Below are 19,169 nucleotides of genomic sequence, written 5' to 3'. Positions count from 1 at the left end.
TAAGTTTGAGGTGTGGAAATGGAACAGACGTTTATTGAAAAGTGTAATCATGATGAGCTGGACGATGTTATAAAAGACTATTGGCAAGATGTATGGAATTATTCATTTATTATTACGAGAGATCCACACTTATCAGATGATATTACGCAAGATGTATTTATAAAGGTATTTAAAAATTGGAATTCATTTCGAAAGGAGTCATCTATTAAAACGTGGATATTAAAAATTACAAGAAATACTGCAATAAACTATTTGAAATCATCTTATTTTAAAAGAATATCTTTAATAGGTTTTTTTAGTGACGATAAGCAATCCCAGTCGGCAGAACAAGAATTTTTTAAGCAAGAAGAAATGAATGATGTGTGGAAGGTTGTATTAAAGCTACCAAAAAAGCACCGTGAAATAATAATATTGGATGCAAAATATGAATTATCTTATGAAGAAATGGCTGAAACGTTAGGAGTATCCATTGGAACTGTAAAATCTAGATTAAGCCGAGCAAGAAGTAAGGTTTCAAAATTAATAGGGGAGGGTAGTAGTGATGAAAAGTAAAAAAAATCCTGACTGGTATAGTAAATTAAAGAACGGCCCAATGGAACACCGTAAAGATGAAGATGAATATGTTTATAAAATAAAGCAATCTATATATGAAAGTAATGAGGTAGGTTCTCCAAAACATACAAGACCATTTCGTAAAAAAGCATTGCCAATTGTAGTGGTTTTAGCTTGTACATTTTTATTTTTTATTGTTCAACAACCTTGGCTTGATGATAATAAATCACCGGTACAAAGTAGTACACAAATTAAGCCTAAAACAAAAGATGAGTCTGCTCAAGATCCATCATTAAAACAATTTATGAATGAACTATATCTAAGTACGAGCTCAAAAAATGAAAATGACCTGTACAAAGCGTTAAATGATGAAGTTCTATTTAAAGGGAAGAGTTATAAGAAGGATGAATTGAAGTTTGATGAAGATATTTTTCATGAGTTGCAAGTCGCTCTTACAATGGGGGGAGAGTTTGCAAATGATACAAAACAAGTATACAAAGTACCAAGTGGTTTGACAGAAAGTAACCAACCAAAGCAAGCTCATTTTATTTATGCAACGGTTACTGGAAATAAAACAAAAATTTTAGCTGAACCAAAGCGAGAATCACAAGTTTTATATGAAGTATCAAATGAAATGGTAAAAGCTTGGATTCCAGAAAAAGTACAGAATGATGGATATATAAAAATATCGACAATTAACGGTAATACTGGATATGTACAAAAAGAGTATGTTTTAACTGATATTAAATATTCATTTATGCTTGAAAAGAATAATGAAGGTATATGGAAAATTATTAATATAGATTCTATATGGTAAAAGAGGAAGGTTCACTTTAATGAACCTTCCTCTTTGTTTATATTTTCTTTTTGAAGAGTATTCCAGGACTTTAATATTTCTGATGTAACGAGAGCAGCAATGTTTTTTTCTGAATTACTACCAGGAATAACGACAGAAACTGCAATTTGCGGATCTTCGGTAGGAGCATATGCAATGAAAAGAGAATGATTTATCATTCTTTCTTGCTCATTCGGAAAACCTGTAATACCTGTTTTACCCGCGACGTCAAAGGGCAACTTTTTAATCTCCTCTATATTTTGACTCATTCCTCCTTGCACGACACTCCAATAGTTCATTGGATAACGATTTGAACTTTCTAAAATTGGTTTAAAATTTTTTGTTTCCTTACCATCTTGACCGATAATAGCACTTACGATTTGAGGTTTATATTTATCACCTTTACTTGCCAAAGTTGCTGCATATTGAGCAAGTTGAAGAGGAGTATGCACTTCATTTCCTCCCCAAGAGGCATTTAATAAAGCGGAGATTCCATTTTCAAAATTATTAGAAGGATGGAATTCATATTGTCCGTCTTCTTCAAAGGGTAAATCAATCCCAGTTTTAGAACGTAGGCCAAACTGCATTAAATAATCAGTCCATATATGTGCTACTTTTTCTATATTTCCATTATTTTGGTTGAACAAGGGTAGAGCTACTTTTGCTGTCATAAATGTGTTAGATGAATTAATAATAGCCTGCCTCGGTGTAATCTCACCTGTGGGCGTTCCAGGTGCATTCGTAATGTTATTTTGATTATCATACTCAAAAGTACCTTTATCTAAATACGTATCTTCAGGTTGAAAAAGTTTTTCGTTTAATCCAATTAAAATAGTAAGTGGCTTTATAGTAGAAGCCATATTTACATAAGATTCACCATACTTTAATTTTTGAATTGCTTTATTTTGCGAAAGTGATTTTAAGTTATCTATTTTAGTTGATACATGAGTATGTAATATATTTGGATCAAAAACTGCTGAGTTGGCCATAGTTAAAATTGCGCCAGTTTTTGCATCACTCACTACAGCATAACCACCTTTAGCATCAGGTGTTTTCTTAATTTGAGATCTTAATGCTTCCTCTGTTTTTTGCTGCAATTCAGTGTCTAAAGCTAGCCGGACATCTTTTCCTTTTTGTACTTTTTGAATGTTCCATAAGAACTTTTTATTATTCAATTTAAAAATAAGAGTTTTACCTGGTTTTCCTTTTAAATCATTTTCATATTGCAACTCAATCCCGCTTTTTCCAACAGCTATATGCTTTGAATTAAGGTCATGTTCTATATACCCAATTACTTGTGAACCAGTTTCGTGTTTAGGATAATATCGAATCAATTCATCTTTGATTATTACATTATTGGGTTTGTTTTTGTTTATGAATGCAAGTTCATTCTCAGTTATGTCAGAGTATAACGGTATATCATTCATAGTCTTATTTTTACAAGATTGTTGTAATTGCGATTTTATAGCCTCTGTAGAAATATCATGCTGAAACTCGTTTGAAAATTGATTGAAAAAAGCTAATGTGTTTGATGTATCTTGATTCGATAAATTTTCATAATTAGAAGTGCAATAAAGAGACTTAACTTTCTTATTTGTAGCTAGTATTACACCATTTTGATCAAAGATTTTTCCTCTTTCGGCTGAAGAAGTTGCGATAGTAACTGAAATGAAGTTGATTTTAAATAAAATTAGTAAAATCAAACCTAGAATAGAAAGAACCGCAAAAAATCTCCATTTTTTTATTTTTATATGTAACATAAAACCCTCCCTTTTGTAGCCTATTTCATCTTATAGTTAATTATTTTTTTTGTAAATGTGGAACAACTTTATTATTTAGGTTGTCTATTAAGTATTACAGCATGAAGAAAGGAATAATCAGTATGAAAAGTTACTAGCAAGCCTATGTGTAAAATATAATATGAGTCACATTGCAAGCGACAAAAAACTAGAGAGAAAAGGAAGGGAGATTTATCAATTACGCGGCTATACCAAAAGGAATGGATGCTTACAAAGATTTAGGAAAAAAGATAAGACATTATTTATAATCGAATAATGGTTTCTAATATATAGGGAACGTTTAAGTATTAGTGAGAAGTTCCGGAAGAATTATATGGAGGATTTATGAAAGAACAAAAAGGAAAGAAACAGAAGACATATATATCTATTCGATTAAATATAATGTTCCTTTTCATATTTTTACTATTCTCAGCTATTATTATGCAGCTAGGGAAAGTACAAATCGTTGAGGGAGAGGCTTATAAGAACCAAGTGGAAAACAGTCAAAATGCAACAACTAGCATTCCAGTTCCGCGTGGACAAATTTTAGATCGAGAAGGGAAAACAGTCGTTAATAATAAATCTCTTCGCACGATTACGTATACAAGGGTAAAGGGGATTACGGGTGAAGATATTTTAAAAACAGCAAAGGACTTGGCGAAAGTACTTGAAATGCCCGAACAAGATATAAATAAGTTAACCGATATTGATAAAAAGGATTTCTGGATGCAGTTAAATACGAAACGTACGGAGACAAAGATTACTAAAAAAGATATAGAAACGTTTAAAGAAAAGGGAATTGAGGGAAAAGAGTTAGATAAAAAAATTGAAGATTTAAGACGAAGTCGCGTTACAGAAGCTGAATTGGCAGAATTAACAACACAAGACTTAAAGGTATTAGCTATTAAAAGTAAAATGAGTTCAGGTTATCAACTGACACCACAAATTATTAAAAAAGATGTAACAGATGAAGAGTATGCGCGGATAAGTGAAAAACTTGCGGATTTTCCAGGGGTAGATGCAACTGTTGATTGGGAACGTAATTATGTAAATGGTAATTTATTTCGTTCTGTATTAGGAAATATTACGAGTAGTGAAGAAGGATTACCGAAAGAAAATTTAGATTCTTATTTGGTACGTGGATATAACCGTAATGATCGTGTCGGAAAAAGTTATATTGAACAACGATATGAAGATGTATTACACGGCACAAAAGAAGAAGTGAAAAATATTACAGATAAATCAGGAAACATTATAAACACAGAAATCATCTCTAAAGGAAAAAGTGGTAATAGTTTAACATTAACGATTGATATGGAATTACAAAAGAAAGTGGAAGAAAGTATAGAGAAAAACTTGAGAGCTTTTAAGAGCTCAGAGCCACTGTTAGACCGAGCTTTTGTTGTCATGACGAATCCAAATAACGGACAGATTTTGTCTATGGCAGGCAAAAAGATTGTAGAAAAGGAAGGGGGAATAGAGATTGAGGATTTGGCATTAGGTAACATGACAACTTCGTACGAGCTAGGTTCAGCTGTAAAAGGTGCCACTTTATTAACTGGATATGAGACAGGAGCAATACAGCCAGGAGATCAATTTTATGATGCGCCGATGAAATTTAAAGGTACACAAGCTAAGAAATCGTGGAATGTATCTGGATTTGGTAATATTAATGATTTACGAGCTCTACAAGTATCTTCGAATGTATACATGTTTCAGACAGCTTTAAAAATTGCGGGAGTTAATTACGTACCAAATGGATCGTTGGATATTAAACAAGGGGCATTTGATACGATGCGCTATTATTTTAAACAATTTGGTTTAGGTGTCCCAACAGGTATTGATTTACCGAACGAAATAATTGGACAAACTAGAAAAGTAGATAGTCAACCTGGATTTTTACTAGACTTTTCCATCGGTCAGTATGATACGTATACGCCGTTGCAATTGGCACAATATATTTCAACGATTGCGAATGGTGGATATAGAATGCAACCTCAAATTGTACAAGAAATACGAGAACAATCAATAAAAGAAGAGGTTGGCAAAGTTATACGCTCCATAGAGCCTGTCGTATTAAATCGAGTTGATATGAAGACAGAACATATTGATCGGATAAAAGAAGGGTTTAGATGGGTATTCCAAGAAGGTGATGGAACTGGCGTAAAGCATTTCAAAAATGCTCCATATAAACCAGCAGGAAAGACAGGGACAGCCCAAACTGTGTATGGTGGAGATGATCCAATTGGTAGAAATGCAAAAGGAGAACGTATGGAATGTTACAACTTAACGTTAGTTGGATACGCTCCATATGATAATCCAGAAGTAGCATTCTCAGTAGTAGTTCCGTGGCTTCATAATGATAAAAGTGGAATTAATTCTATAATTGGAAAGGAAGTTTTAGATGCATATTTTGATTTAAAACAGCAACGTATACATGGTGAGGGTGCTAGTACAGATAGTCCTAATCAAAATTAGTGAAATTTGATTACTTTTCTCAGGGGAAGAGACCCTATTTTATATAAAGCATTTATAAGTAAAAAGATGAGGTGTGAAATAAGGGGTAGCGTCGATCATAGTTGCTACTCTTTATTTTGTTAATAACACCGATATTAGTTATAAAGTTTTTTAAGATAATGGAACAAATTTATTTCGGTGATTGTCTATTATATGTAAGTAAAAAAAGTGTTAAGAACTTGAAAGGAATGATGATTTTGAAAAACAAGAGGATGCTAAAAATAGGAATATGCGTTGGTATATTAGGTTTAAGTCTTACAAGCCTAGAAGCTTTTACAGGAGGATCACTGCAAGTTGAAGCGAAAGAAAAGAAAGGACAAATAAAACATAAAAATCAGGCGACGCATAAAGAGTTCTCTCAACTTGAGAAAAAATTTGATGCTCGATTAGGTGTATATGCGATTGATACTGGTACCAATCAAACAATTTCTTATCGACCTAACGAAAGATTTGCCTTTGCATCAACTTACAAGGCTTTAGCGGCAGGGGTATTACTGCAACAAAACTCTACTAAGAAATTAGATGAAGTTATTACTTATAAGAAAGAAGACTTAGTGGATTATTCACCTGTTACAGAGAAACATGTAGATACTGGAATGACAATAGGACAAATTGCGGAGGCTGCTGTTCGTTACAGTGATAATACTGCAGGGAACATTTTATTTCATCAAATAGGCGGACCGAAAGGATATGAAAAAGCGCTTAGACAGATGGGTGATCGGGTTACTATGTCTGATCGCTTTGAAACAGAGTTAAACGAGGCTATTCCAGGAGACATTCGTGACACTAGTACAGCGAAAACAATTGCTACGAATCTTAAAGCTTTTACGGTCGGAAATGCACTTCCAGCTGAAAAACGTAAAATTCTTACAGAGTGGATGAAAGGAAATGCTACAGGAGACAAACTTATTCGTGCAGGCGTGCCAACTGACTGGGTAGTTGCAGATAAATCAGGTGCAGGAAGTTACGGGACACGAAATGATATTGCGATCGTTTGGCCACCAAATAGAGCACCCATTATCATCGCAATTTTATCTAGTAAAGATGAAAAAGGGGCTACCTATGATAATCAACTCATTGCAGAGGCGGCTGAAGTTGTCGTTAATGCTTTTTAGTGATAATCTCTCAATTCTCTATGTAATGTAATTGAAAATATGAACTTGGAAAGCGATTCTTTTTAATGTGAAAAGAATCGCTTTTTTGTATTCCTAATACATTTATAATCCAGGTAACAAAAGAATTAAATATATTATATGTAGTATTACCAATAGCTATACTGGTTAAGATTCCTATGAAGGCGCTTTATCAGTAAGAGAAATATGTAATTATACATATTTCTTTTTTATAATGTTTTTATATGCAAAATCCTTTACATATGCATTATTGATTATATTCAAAATGTCACAGGCCTTGATATGTCTGTAAAAACGTATCAAAACTTTACTTTAAGACACACGGTATATAAATTTTTGATTGGGCAAATTCCTCTTTTTCAGGAAGAGTAAAAACACCTACTATAAAAATTTTCACAACAGAGCCAGATAACGTGATAAAGTATTTATTGCTGTGCATGTAAATATCAAAAAAAGCCTTACAAAATGATGTGGTAATAGTTTAGCTTATACGATTTTAGGAAATTAATAGCATTTTATGACGTTATTATTAACCTAGTTTTCAAGAAATAGAGGTGAATGTAGGATGACTAAACCTTTTAAAAAAAATAGTCGTTATATGGTAGGGTTGGACAGTCTAAGGGGTCTAGCTATACTAGGTGTTATTTTGTATCATATTAATTTTAATTGGATGCCTGGAGGGTTTTTAGGAGTTACAGTATTTTTTGTACTTTCAGGTTATTTAATTACAGATATTCTAGCCATGGAGTGGAAGAGAAATAAGAGAATTGATTTGAAAAAATTCTGGCTTAGTAGGGCAAGAAGATTGCTTCCAGGAATGCTTGTTATGCTCGTTATAACATTGGCATGGATTACGATTTTTCATAGCTCTTTACTTGAAAAGATGCGTGGAGATTCATTAGCAGCATTATTTTATGTTAGTAACTGGTGGTATATTTATCATAAATTATCGTACTTTGATAATTTTAACCAGATTTTGCCATTAAATCATTTTTGGTCGTTAGCAGTCGAGGAACAATTCTATGTTGTCTGGCCGTTTATTATTAGTTTAGGACTTTACTACATAAAAAAACAATCCCGTATGATTTTATTGATTTGTCTAGGAGCATTTGCTTCAGCTTTAGCAATGGCAATTTTGTATGAACCTGGAGTTGATCCGAGCAGAATATATTATGGTACAGATACGAGGGCCTTTTCATTACTTATCGGAGCGGTACTTGCCTTAGTTTGGCCAAGCAATAGGCTTGCTAATAAAATTATCCCGAAGGCGCGTTTCATTCTTGATGTAGTGGGTGGCATTGCTCTTATTATTATTTTGGTTATGTTTTGGAAGACCAATCAATATGATCCATTTCTATACAAGGGAGGAATGGTTCTCTTATCAATTGCAACAGCATTGTTAGTGGCAAATCTAGCTCATCCAGCTAGTCGCATTGCTCAATTTTTACGATTTAGACCTTTACGTTGGATAGGGGTAAGATCGTATGGCATATACCTCTGGCATTATCCAATTCTGACATTAACGACTCCAAAAGTAAATGCAGGGGATTTTTCAATAATAAGAGCAATCCTTCAATTTCTTCTGATAATATTGATTGCGCAAATTTCATGGAAGTTTATCGAAAAACCAATCCGACAAGGTGCGCTCCGGAACATTCAGTTTAAGAACTTAAGACTTCAAAATGTCACTTTAGGTGTTAAGTTAGCTTTAGTTTGTTCATTATTCTTTACGTCAATAGCAGTTTTAGGCTTATTAAATGCTAGTAAGGCTAAGGGGAATTATCAACAAGATAAGGTAGAAGCAGTACAAACACAACCGGCGCCACATCCAGTTGCTGTTTGGGAAAAACCAAATCAAGAAACGCCTCTAAGTCAAGGGGAATCAAAAGAAGCAAATTCTGCACACCCTAAAAATCCACTCACAGTTACTGCGATAGGCGATTCTGTTATGATTGATATTACTCCATATTTAAAAAATACTTTTCCTGATATCAGGATTGATGCGCAAATTGGCCGTCAGCTGTCAAAAGCGATTCCAGTAGTTGAACAGTTAAAAAATGAAGGGAATTTAGGAAACTATGTCATTATCGGATTAGGTACAAATGGAGCCTTTACTACTGAACAACTTGTTTCATTAATAAAATTAATTGGAAACGAACGTAAAATAATATTTATTAATACGAGAGTGCCACGTCCGTGGGAATCAATTGTGAACGAGAGACTGAAAGTAACAGTAACTAAATATCCTAATGTAACTCTAGTTGATTGGTATGCAGCAAGTGCTGGAAAGAAAGACTACTTTGCACCTGATGGTGTGCATTTAACCAATGTAGGTGCAGAAGCATACGCAGTCCTTGTGGCTAAAGCGGTTAATCAATAATTAATTATATTTGATCAAATTCTTTTGCACAGTTAGCTGAAATAAAAAAGATCTATGTTTGAAGAAATAAACTTTTGGCATTTAGCAATATTTCCTGTAATTCATAATACAATGACAAGCGAAGTTTGGTTGAAGACTTCGCTTTTTTGTACGGGACATGAATGGTGTCGATACCTTTTACTATACATATGGCATAACAAAAATGTTGAATTTCTGTGGTTTTAACAAAATGGTTGTCATTTTATATGTTAATAATCCTGTTCTGTAGGGCTCTTTAACGGGCTACTTATATTTTTCTTACAAGATAATGTATTAGTTCAGTTAGTAATCTTTTAAATGATTTTCTATGATTAAGTAAATATTTCATTTGTTAATATTGATGTATGTAATTTTATTATCTTTCGAAAATGTAATGTTGAAATCATGTTTTTGAATTTTTCTTCAAACGAAAACAGATTAAGATTACAGTATTATAAAAATCAATGAGGTGAACAATATGAAAAAATATATGTCATTTTTTAGTCTATTAGTTGTATTTGCAAGTCTATTAGTTGGGTGTGATATTAATCGTATCGTTAAAAATGAATATTACGTTCAAATTACAATGGATTGAAAAGAGGGAGTTTCAAAATCTATGAATGGTAAAGGGGTATGAATATGCATTATCGGGTTTTGATAAGGAAGGTAAGGAAAATGAGTTAGAATTTATTGTACAAAAGAATCTTCGTAAAGAAGCATTTCTACGTGTATATCATTCAGAGAAAAAAGGTGTAACGGCTTGGAAGGAAGTGCAGGAAGACGAGCTTCCTAAGAAAGCAAAAGAAAAACTAGGCGTGAAATAATCATTTATTTGTGATGGTGGATTCTCCTACGTGGAGGGTTCGCCGTTTTTTATTATATGTTATGTTGTAGTTTTTTATATAAAGCATATTAAAAAGTGAGCGTTTCTTTCTGATAAGTTTGGGGATTAATTTACTAAGGACTATGACAAATTTAAGAACAAGAAGAAAAGTATTTGATACTAGAATTCTGGAAGCGCTAGGATAGAAATTAAATGTTTTTGTAAAAAAAGAATTGACTTATATACTAGTTGTAACTAAAATGGTTACATAAAGATGTAATCAAAAAAGTTACATCGAGTGTCTGTTTTTTGAAAAAAATGTGCACAGTTATCTTTTGTTAAAAATCAAAGTTAATCTTTTTTGAAAGGGTTAGTTTTGAAAAATATATTAAGGTAACTCAAAAAAGAACAAGATATAAAAAGATGTACTTATATAAACCAGAAATTTAGCTGAGCTGGATAATAAAAATAAAGGTAGGAGATTTAAATGGAGACGAAACAAGATAACCTTATTTATGTATGGGACGCTTATTGTGGATGGTGCTATGGCTTTTCAGAAAGTATTAAAGGGTTTTACAAAAACCACACTGAAATGCCGTTAACCGTTTTATGTGGAGGTTTATTCTTAGATAATTTACCAATGAAAAATTTCTCATATATAGAAGAGGGAAATAAAAGAATTAATCAACTCACAGGTGCAGAATTTGGTCCTTCATATCAAAAATTGGTGGAAGAAGGTACTTTTAAAATGAATTCGAAAGATGCTGCAATTGGTTTTTCGGCATTACGCTCATTAGCTCCAGACCGTTTGTTAGAATTCACTTCGGCTATGCAAAAAGCGTTTTATTATGAGGGACAAAGTCTAAGTGATCCTGAGACATATCGTAAGATTGCAATCGAGCATGGTTTGGACCCTGAACAAGTATTAGACCGCTTAAACGCTCAAGAAACAGTAATAGATGTCCAAAATGATTTCAATAAAGTTCGACAGCTTGGTGTTAATAGTTATCCTTCATTACTTTTACAAAAGGATAATCAAATTATTCCTATTGGTGGCGGGGTAATGACGCCAGATAAAATCGAAGCACGTTTTAAAAGTTTATATTAAAAAATCTTAAGCTACAGTATATTGCATGTAACGTTTTAAGAAAAACTACTATAAGTAAATGGACTAAACCTTTTTTATAATAGTTGGTTTCAATTTGTATTTAAACAGTCCAATTTTATTATAGGTCATAGTAATAAACATATTATCTTACGCCAACTGACATTTATCTCCCGAATAATTGTTTGTGCTGTCACACTTTCAGGTGAATTGAATAGGGAGTTTCTATTTGTACAAGAAAAAAATGTGTAATTTATTTAATAACTTTAACAAAAGGAGAGAAACATTCTATGTTTAAAACAATCGATACAAATCAAAAAGATATAAAATTGACGGTGTTTAGTTCAGACGAAAAAAGTTTCATGGTCACTGCAACCTTAGTTGAGAAAGCAGGACATGCATTTTTAATAAACTCAAAATTTACTCAGTCTGATTCGAAAGAAATAATTGATTATCTGAAAAAAAATAACTTATCTCTAGATAAAATCTTTATTATTCATGGGGATCCAGACTACTACTTTGGATTAGAGAGCATTAAAGCTGCTTATCCAGAAGCTATAGCGTATGCTACAGAGTCTACGGTTGAACATATTGCTCATTCTGTATTAGGGAAATTGAAAGTTTGGAAAGATGCACTTGGAGAAAATGCACCAAGTAATGTGGTATTACCTCAAGTGTTTAAGGAAAAATCTATTGATTTTCAGGAACTAACATTTGAACTAGTAGGCTTAGACAATTACAGAACTAGCTTATTTAACAGAGAACTGAAATTATTAATTGGTGGTATAGATGTATTTAACGAAATCCATCTATTCTTAGCAGATACTAGTTCAAAAGCAGCGATGGAGGCATGGATTGAGAACTTGAGAGTGTTACAAGCATTACAAGCTGACGTAATTGTACCTAGCCATGGATCAATTGAAAAATCATTAGATAATCAAGCGATTACTGCAACTATGGATTATTTAAGAACTGCAATTCAAGCTTCTGAGGAAAGTAAGAATTCAAACGATTTTGTAGCAAAACTTGATGCAGCATATCCAGGCTATGCAAATAAAGGTGTATTAGAATTAAGTGCAAAAGTTGTAAAAAAAGAAATGCCTTGGGGTTAATGCTATGAATAAATATCAAAAACTATTACATGAAACGTATGTGTTAACTGGCGAAGGAAAATTAGATGCTTTTAAAACGTATTTAAGTGAAAATGTATCTTGGACAGAAGCTGCTGGGTTTCCATATGCGGGCACTTATGTAGGTCCTGATGAAGTAGTTAAAAATGTACATGAACGTCTTGGAACTGAATGGGATAACTATAGCGCTAAAGATGAAATTTATGCTTTTAATAACAATACTGTTATCGTGTATGGAAAATATAGTGGAACGTATAAAGTAACAGGGAAATCATTTGTTGCAGATTTTTGTCATCTTTATGAGTTTGATGAGAACGATAAGGTTAAGAAGTTTATCCAAATTGTAGACAGTGCAATTGTTAATGAGGTATTAAATTAGGATTACTAGTTTCTAATATGCCTCGTATAAGGAGTATTGTTAGGATAAATGTGTTTTCCTAACAATATCTCTTACATCACATTATGGGAAAGAGTTTTCCTGTATCAAGGGTGTTAACGAAGATGAATTATAAAATTAGAAGAGGTAGGTATATATGAAAGTAGAGAAAAATTTAATAGTAATAATTATTTCTGTGTTTATTTTAGGAATTGTGTCGACTTTGATATTTCAAGCTTCAACTGGTAATACCAAAGGCCATTCAATAAAGGGTGAGAATGCTGCATCGGTATCGAGAGATAATGTGACAGAAAAAGAAAAGAATAAAAAGATGGTAGTTGATTTCTATAATGAAGTTTTTAACAAACATAATATCGATATTATCCCTAAATATGTAAGTGAAGATTATAAGCAACATAATCCTTTTGTTGCTGATGGCCGAAAAGCCTTCATGGATTTCTTTAAGGAGGACTTTGTAAAAAATCCAAATTCCTCTGCAGAGATTAAACGTGTAGTAGCTGAAGGAGATACAGTTGCCCTCCATGTACATTCTCGTACTAATTCTCAAGATAAGGGAGTTGCTATAGTGGATATTTTCCGTATAAAGGATGGAAAGATTGTTGAACACTGGGATGTAATTCAAGAAATTCCAAATGAGGCAGCTAATAATAATACGATGTTTTAGGTAGAAGATATCTCTAATAATTGTTTAATTGTTAGAGATATATAGAATCTTGAAATTTAGACAAGTTATGTTTTAAGATGAGTAAAAATAAAGGGATGTCCTAGATATGTTACTAGGGCATCCCTTTTTGTTTTAATAAGATTTAATCTAATATGATGTATAGGGTACTTATTGTATGTATTTTTTATCATTAAATCACTTCATGATTAATGACAATCGCTTATGTCTTGAAAAACTATTCATTTATTTGAAATATAGTTTCATCAGGTCTGGAGAATCCATACAATTTCCTTGCGAACTTTAAAATACCTTCTTCGCTCTCTGTTAAAGTTTTAATATCGTTTTCATAATAACGTCCTATGATTTCTAATTCAGACAATCTTTTCTTTTCTTTATTTAGTGTAATTTGTTTTTCTTGAATCATTTGTTCTTGCTTATAAATGCAGATTTGAATGGAAATAACCATAGGTAGCATAAAAGCAAGTGCTAATAAAAGACGACGTCTTAGCTTTTTATTCGTTTGTAGATTCTTGTTAGAATTAATTTGTATTTTTGAGATGGATTGTTGTGGTAGTGAATTTGGGATACTCCCCATTTTAATGCCTCCATTACCTATGTATAGAATTTAAACTGCTTAAAAGTATTATATATGCTAAATAGATAATTTTGAACTTATATGTGTAAAGAGAAGTTTTATGAAATTTAAATAAAATCCCTATTTAGTTGCAAATAAAAAGCACCATAAAAGGTGCTCAATAACTACCACTGAGTTGATCATGATTATTTTACGTATGTTCCTGATAAATGTGCATTTTTGTATAAAAACTTTATTTTATCAATTTGTAGGTTGATACTGTTCCCAAAACGAAAAGAACCAAGTAAAAAAGTCTTTGTAGTAGGCCTGCAGGTAAGGGGAAAAGAAAAACAAGTGAGATAAGGATTGTTATTACTATTAAGCTTAGTAAACAGAAATATGTCCATTTTCCAGCTTTTTTAAGATTCTTAGCAAAAATAAATAATCCTGGAAATACAGTAAGCATACCTATCCAAACTAGAATAGAATGTCCAATTAGGTTTATATCTGCAGGAATTAATCCTGAAACTATAGTAGAGACTCCTATTATAAGTATAAAAAATGTTGCTATTTTATTAATTTTTGTTTTTTCTAGATGTTGTGAAATATATAGTACTCCAATACAAAATGTTATTCCATTAAGGATAAAGAGTAAATTCATCCAAAAGTGATTAGGGGAGCATATTTCATAAGGCGCTATTTCGTAGGTGAATTCTCCACAGGTTGTTACACCTAGGTCACTCATTGCATGATGCAAATAGTTATAAGGTGCTGTAGAAATGAAAATAAAGAAAGGTTCAATTAAAAAGTATAGGCAAGTTAAAATCCAGCTAAATAAGCCAATTTTATTTGATATATACATTAGATTCGCCCCTTGAAAAAGTATAGTTCCATTATAGATGGTTACATTATCGGAAGTGAAAAATTGTAAATCAAGAGTCGGTAATTCTGTTCAATAATATAGGATTTTCTGGACAAATATGCTTAGCGGAAAGACGTATAAAAAATGGATGGAGCAAAACTTAACTAAATAGTTATTTGAAAATAAATAACGGCAAAAACGTCAGGCAACCAATTAAGTTGCCTGACGTTTTTGCACGGTAAAGGATAGATTCCTCTAAAAAAGGGAGAAATAAAGAAAAATGTTTTTAAATGAAATTCATAAAAGATTGATAGGCACTACCGAGGGAAAATACCGTAGCTACCGCATGGGCAATCCATTTAGGCTATTTAATTTTAATATGGTGTTGTGTAAGATTCCGTATACGATATAAATGATCAATACAAATGCAATTAATTGAAGTGCTAACAAAAATAGTGGGTGTTCTAAAGCACTAAAGTCAAGTTGTTCCATTAATTTATCACACTCTTCATTTAATATAATTAAAATGAAGAGTGTGAAGGTTTTTACTATAAAGTTTCAAATCTGTATATATTTGACGGTAGATAAGTGAATGTTAACCAAAACCCTACTGTATAAAAAAGAGAAGCGCTTAATCCGGACGCTCCTCTTAATGCCAATATACAATAACTATTCCATTATAATGTATAAGCGTAAAATATTTAACAATTAGCTATGTGGTAAAAATTTTATTTTGTGTTAGTTTAAAAATAAAAAAGAGCACTTAATAAAGTGCTCTCGTGACGAGATTCATTTTGTAAAGACTATTTTATAAAGAAAGGAACACTGAATATTATATGTGCGTGCAGTTAATTGAGTTCGTTTTTTACAAAAAAAGAGCAGTTAGTAAAAGCTAACTGCTCCAATCATGGAATATGGTTCGAAATGGGTTGTCTATATTATTGACGGAATATTGAGGTTTATTTAGGGGTACCTAAAGGATTTCTTTTTAACTTAATCCATATACCACAAACAAAATAAGGGCTAAAAATACAGATAATGAAAATGTCAGAAAGACTGTTATTATACTCCTGAGCATCGCTTTCCAGTTGCTTACTTTAGTTGTGTTCTGCCATTATGGTGAGATTTGTAATTCTATTAAAAATAGTAACAGCTCGTCCAAACTTATCTAATCTATCTTACATAGTATGTAGTAATAAATTTAAAGGAGGAATCTAGTATGTCTTATTACTACGATGATTATTGTAAGGATTCCAAAAAGAAATATCATGACTGTCATAAAAGCAGTAAGAGTTATGACAAATGTGATAAAAAACATGAGGAAAAGCCTTGGTTTAATGTAAAAGTGAATTGTTGTTCTGATGATAGCGGATATAATCTTGTAAGAGCATCTGCTTTTAGAGCTGTGAGTACAGTTAATCAGAATTTGCCAGCAAATACATTTGTTAAAGTTTTATTCCAAAATGAACAATTTGATTTAGCAAATGAATATAACCCTGCAACATCCATTTTTATACCTAAGACAAGAGGTGTTTACTCTGTTATTGGAACAATTGCGTTCATTCCCAATAATCTAAATGTAAACTATAGAGCGCGGGTAGAAATTCGTGTTAATGGGAATCCGGCAATTGCAATAGATAATGATTTTTTTGGCCCAATAAACTTTGCTAATGTTGTAGCTGTTTCATCGATAATTCAATTGAATGCAGGGGATATAGTTGAGGTTTTTGCACAAAGTAGCGTAGCTGGAGTTATTTCAAATGTAGAAAATAGTACGCATTTTGAAGCTGCAAGATTCCCGTCTCCACAAGTATAAGTAGTATGAAATCTTGTCAGTAATTTTATCTAAGTAAAGTCCCTAATTTATACTTGCCCTGCATAAATGCAGGGCTTTTTTCTTTGTAAAAAAGTTATTCGAAGAGGAAAATAAACGAATTTCTTCCTAGTTGTATAGAAAGTGGTGGGTGATATGAAGTGAAGCAAAAACAAGTGTTAGCTCAAGAAGATTACATGAAAGGTATGAAGTGCAAGGAACTGGCTGAGAAAAAAAGCATGGTTGGAATCGAAAAGGGCTGCACCTAGATGTCTAAAGGTGAAAGAACAAATTGTTTGGCAGTAACATTGCAAACTTATCAATCTATTCTAGGGTTTGTTACAGGGTACGATGAGACTAAGAAGTTCTTAAAATTGAAAAAATCCTCTTAATAATGTTAAAGAGACCTTGCTCACGCAAATAATCTGTAAATCAATTCATTTTTGATATACAGATCATTTGTATGATAATATTTATAAAGAATTGCTAAAGAATGAAATTACATAAATGCTTTTAGAAGTTCTTGAATTAATGGGATTGCTCCACCAATAAATTTTAAAACTGCCATTGCGATTTCCATATTATTCTCTCCTCTGTTTTTGTATTAAGATGTGTGAATCTTTATAACCTTATTATAGTAAGCGCTTACAATTATAACAATGCATTTTTGTATGCAATATTGCATATTTATACGTTTAGACGAAAATTAGGCTCTATTAGTCATTCTTTAATGGTATCATATCGAGGGGTGAGTCTTTAAGGGTTTTCACTAATAGGAGGAAATATGGAAAGAGTACAAGTAATTTACAGTAATCTGAAAATTAAAATTTGGGCTAAACAGGTATTAGCTGTAGGAGGAATATTAGGTTTCTGCTACTTGGTGTTATATGTTTTTAGTTTCTTAGTTGCTATGTAAATATTATATAACTAAACTAGTAGAGTCTTGCCTAGATAGGTAAGGCTCTTTTGTTTTTATCTGTGATGAGCAAACTACATACAAAGCCTCTCAAGTTTGTCAGATACTATGTATGGTGCCTTATTTCTCTATGTTTTAGAACGGCTAACCCCTATCATTGAAAGTAAATATACTTCTATTTAAAAGTTTCCATTTATATTGAAAACACAATTGTATTGATAAAAAATGTATTTTTACTAGATACATCTTAAAAAGACAAGCATAAGTTATATTACGTTTTGATAAAATCTTTTTATCTTTGAAAAGGATTTTAATCTTAAAAATAAATTTGATCCCTTTCTGTATACATTAATTTTTATATTACCATATAAATATAATATACTGAAAATAATTTAAAGGCAAGAATATTAGTAGAGGTCTGCCACATGCCCATCAACTTAAAATTTTAAAGTAGCCCCTAAACGAAGAATTTTTTTAAAATTGATTGATAGTAAACAAGAAAGGTTGGCAAATCACTAACTAAAGAAATTTCTTCAGGTAAGCTAATCAGTAATATATCAAAAGATTCTTTACAAAATTTAGAGATATATTTCGTAGGTGTTTATCTTTCTATTTGTAGATTGGAAATGCTGATATAATCCTACCAGTTGATTTATCAAGAGATATCTGGATTTGCATTCCGTTCATTGATTTTTTAATATATGTATTTTTAGTTCCTTTGACAAATTGGGCGTTTTGATAAGCATTCATTAATGCACTTCAAAACTTGTATTCTATTCCAGGAAGAGCTATATATATGAAAGTAAACTCCGTCGTACTGCAAGTGCCGTATATTGACGACAAGGTTATGTGGAAAATATGAGGTGGAAAAACATGAACATCCAGAGTCACATGAAAATCAACCGTCAGATGGCGATACTTGCGACGATTAGAAAGCTGTAGTTTGCAACGAGAAGACATTTGATGAGTGTGCATAATATGGGGGCATTCGAAATGCAAACAGGATTATGAACGATTTGCAATTATACGTAAGTAAGACGATGCAAGGGGAAGAGTATGTGTACTATCTCAATAAAGAAGGGCATGCCATGTTTGGTGACGACGGTAAGGTTGTTTTGAGAGGAAAGCTTGCGCATGCAATATTACGTAATGATGCATGGTTACATTTATTTTGTCCGGACGATTGGCAAATTGAAATTGATATACGTTATAAAAAGAATGGAGAGAAAAAGAAGATTGTCCCAGATATGAAGTTTCGGGATGAAGAGGGGATACTTCACGCAGTTGAGGTAGATCGCTCACAAAAAATGAAAATAAATGAATGGAAGTAATTAAGGAAGCATTAAGAGTATTAAAACCTGGCGGTGAATTTGTCTTCTTAGATTTGTTTATGGATGAAAAAATGTTTGGGGAGAAAAAAGAACTCTTAAATATTTTAAAAGAATATGATGTATCTGAAGTTAATGGCTACAAGCTTGCTGAAGAAATGAAGCTACCAAGGATTTTATTGAACAAAAAAGTATTAGGAAATGCAATGATTTTGAGTGGGAAGAAATAAAAATGTATTTAATTTAAATCCCGTATACATCTTTTGTACTAGTAGTTCTAAGTCTAAAAGTATGTACAATTATACCATTTGACTAATGGGTAAACTTTACAAACTGATATATAC

14 protein-coding genes and 7 pseudogenes are annotated in these 19,169 nt (G+C 32.1%); 15 read left to right on the top strand and 6 right to left on the bottom strand.

Going from position 1 to position 19,169, the window contains the following annotated elements:
- Positions 1 to 18: 18 nt before the first annotated feature.
- Both DN390_RS17470 and DN390_RS17465 read left to right on the top strand, forming a co-directional pair.
- Positions 19 to 552, top strand: a complete 534-nt coding sequence (locus DN390_RS17470) for an RNA polymerase sigma factor (RefSeq protein WP_142327623.1) — start codon at positions 19 to 21, stop codon at positions 550 to 552.
- Positions 542 to 1,369: an SH3 domain-containing protein gene (locus DN390_RS17465; RefSeq protein WP_147807936.1), complete on the top strand. Its 828-nt coding sequence runs from the start codon at positions 542 to 544 to the stop codon at positions 1,367 to 1,369. Before DN390_RS17470 ends, DN390_RS17465 begins: the two co-directional genes overlap by 11 nt.
- A gap of 11 nt (positions 1,370 to 1,380) precedes the next feature.
- Here the strand turns inward: DN390_RS17465 and DN390_RS17460 are convergent, their stop codons facing one another.
- Positions 1,381 to 3,147 carry a peptidoglycan D,D-transpeptidase FtsI family protein gene (locus DN390_RS17460; protein WP_147807935.1) on the bottom strand — a complete coding sequence of 589 codons (1,767 nt, stop codon included), beginning with the start codon at positions 3,145 to 3,147 and terminating at the stop codon, positions 1,381 to 1,383.
- Positions 3,148 to 3,510: 363 nt separating this feature from the next.
- Between DN390_RS17460 and DN390_RS17455 the strand changes: the two genes are divergently transcribed.
- Positions 3,511 to 5,643 carry a peptidoglycan D,D-transpeptidase FtsI family protein gene (locus DN390_RS17455; protein WP_147807934.1) on the top strand — a complete coding sequence of 711 codons (2,133 nt, stop codon included), beginning with the start codon at positions 3,511 to 3,513 and terminating at the stop codon, positions 5,641 to 5,643.
- Positions 5,644 to 5,873: 230 nt separating this feature from the next.
- Positions 5,874 to 6,797, top strand: a complete 924-nt coding sequence (bla, locus tag DN390_RS17450; protein WP_472926135.1) for a class A beta-lactamase Bla1 — start codon at positions 5,874 to 5,876, stop codon at positions 6,795 to 6,797.
- 10 nt (positions 6,798 to 6,807) lie between these two features.
- On the opposite strand, the pseudogene DN390_RS17445 reads toward bla, so the two are convergent.
- Positions 6,808 to 6,975: pseudogene (locus tag DN390_RS17445) on the bottom strand (undecaprenyl-diphosphatase); the annotation flags it as partial.
- A gap of 405 nt (positions 6,976 to 7,380) precedes the next feature.
- Between DN390_RS17445 and DN390_RS17440 the strand changes: the two are divergent.
- From DN390_RS17440 to DN390_RS17410, 6 genes and pseudogenes are all read left to right on the top strand, one after another.
- Complete coding sequence (locus DN390_RS17440) at positions 7,381 to 9,195, top strand: acyltransferase family protein (protein WP_147807933.1); 1,815 nt, start codon at positions 7,381 to 7,383, stop codon at positions 9,193 to 9,195.
- Between the two features lie 496 nt (positions 9,196 to 9,691).
- Positions 9,692 to 10,037 (top strand): annotated as a pseudogene (locus DN390_RS17435) (YxeA family protein).
- 486 nt (positions 10,038 to 10,523) lie between these two features.
- Positions 10,524 to 11,144: a DsbA family protein gene (locus DN390_RS17425; protein WP_060630888.1), complete on the top strand. Its 621-nt coding sequence runs from the start codon at positions 10,524 to 10,526 to the stop codon at positions 11,142 to 11,144.
- A 287-nt stretch (positions 11,145 to 11,431) separates the two neighbouring features.
- Entirely contained in the window at positions 11,432 to 12,253 is an 822-nt protein-coding gene (locus DN390_RS17420) for an MBL fold metallo-hydrolase (RefSeq protein WP_147807932.1), read from the top strand.
- A 4-nt stretch (positions 12,254 to 12,257) separates the two neighbouring features.
- Entirely contained in the window at positions 12,258 to 12,650 is a 393-nt protein-coding gene (locus tag DN390_RS17415; protein ID WP_060630890.1) for a nuclear transport factor 2 family protein, read from the top strand.
- Between the two features lie 154 nt (positions 12,651 to 12,804).
- Positions 12,805 to 13,332 carry a nuclear transport factor 2 family protein gene (locus tag DN390_RS17410; RefSeq protein ID WP_098289363.1) on the top strand — a complete coding sequence of 176 codons (528 nt, stop codon included), beginning with the start codon at positions 12,805 to 12,807 and terminating at the stop codon, positions 13,330 to 13,332.
- Between the two features lie 235 nt (positions 13,333 to 13,567).
- Here the strand turns inward: DN390_RS17410 and DN390_RS17405 are convergent, their stop codons facing one another.
- The 3 genes and pseudogenes from DN390_RS17405 to DN390_RS17395 form a co-directional block, all read right to left on the bottom strand.
- Positions 13,568 to 13,927 carry an FtsB family cell division protein gene (locus tag DN390_RS17405; protein WP_098609110.1) on the bottom strand — a complete coding sequence of 120 codons (360 nt, stop codon included), beginning with the start codon at positions 13,925 to 13,927 and terminating at the stop codon, positions 13,568 to 13,570.
- Between the two features lie 232 nt (positions 13,928 to 14,159).
- A complete protein-coding gene (locus DN390_RS17400) occupies positions 14,160 to 14,768 on the bottom strand; it encodes a DUF998 domain-containing protein (protein WP_147807931.1) in 609 nt (202 codons plus the stop codon).
- A gap of 286 nt (positions 14,769 to 15,054) precedes the next feature.
- Positions 15,055 to 15,260 (bottom strand): annotated as a pseudogene (locus tag DN390_RS17395) (hypothetical protein).
- Positions 15,261 to 15,987: 727 nt separating this feature from the next.
- Here DN390_RS17395 and DN390_RS17390 point away from each other — a divergent pair.
- Positions 15,988 to 16,584 (top strand): ABC transporter permease, encoded by a 597-nt coding sequence (locus DN390_RS17390; protein ID WP_060630892.1) that lies wholly within the window; start codon positions 15,988 to 15,990, stop codon positions 16,582 to 16,584.
- 496 nt (positions 16,585 to 17,080) lie between these two features.
- Here the strand turns inward: DN390_RS17390 and DN390_RS31190 are convergent.
- Positions 17,081 to 17,266: pseudogene (locus tag DN390_RS31190) on the bottom strand (hypothetical protein).
- A gap of 99 nt (positions 17,267 to 17,365) precedes the next feature.
- Here DN390_RS31190 and DN390_RS31185 point away from each other — a divergent pair.
- The 4 genes and pseudogenes from DN390_RS31185 to DN390_RS17365 form a co-directional block, all read left to right on the top strand.
- Positions 17,366 to 17,497, top strand: coding sequence for a hypothetical protein (locus DN390_RS31185; RefSeq protein ID WP_254904408.1), 132 nt, complete (start codon positions 17,366 to 17,368; stop codon positions 17,495 to 17,497).
- Positions 17,498 to 18,260: 763 nt separating this feature from the next.
- Positions 18,261 to 18,429: pseudogene (locus DN390_RS31660) on the top strand (FtsK/SpoIIIE domain-containing protein); the annotation flags it as partial.
- 31 nt (positions 18,430 to 18,460) lie between these two features.
- Positions 18,461 to 18,825 (top strand): annotated as a pseudogene (locus tag DN390_RS17370) (replication-relaxation family protein); the annotation flags it as partial.
- Positions 18,822 to 19,055 (top strand): annotated as a pseudogene (locus tag DN390_RS17365) (class I SAM-dependent methyltransferase); the annotation flags it as partial. The pseudogenes DN390_RS17370 and DN390_RS17365, both read left to right, overlap by 4 nt.
- Positions 19,056 to 19,169 lie beyond the last annotated feature (114 nt).

The organism is Bacillus sp. SH7-1 (genome assembly GCF_008042405.1).
Taxonomy (GTDB): domain Bacteria; phylum Bacillota; class Bacilli; order Bacillales; family Bacillaceae_G; genus Bacillus_A; species Bacillus_A thuringiensis_N.
This window is presented reverse-complemented; position numbering and strand designations above follow the sequence as displayed.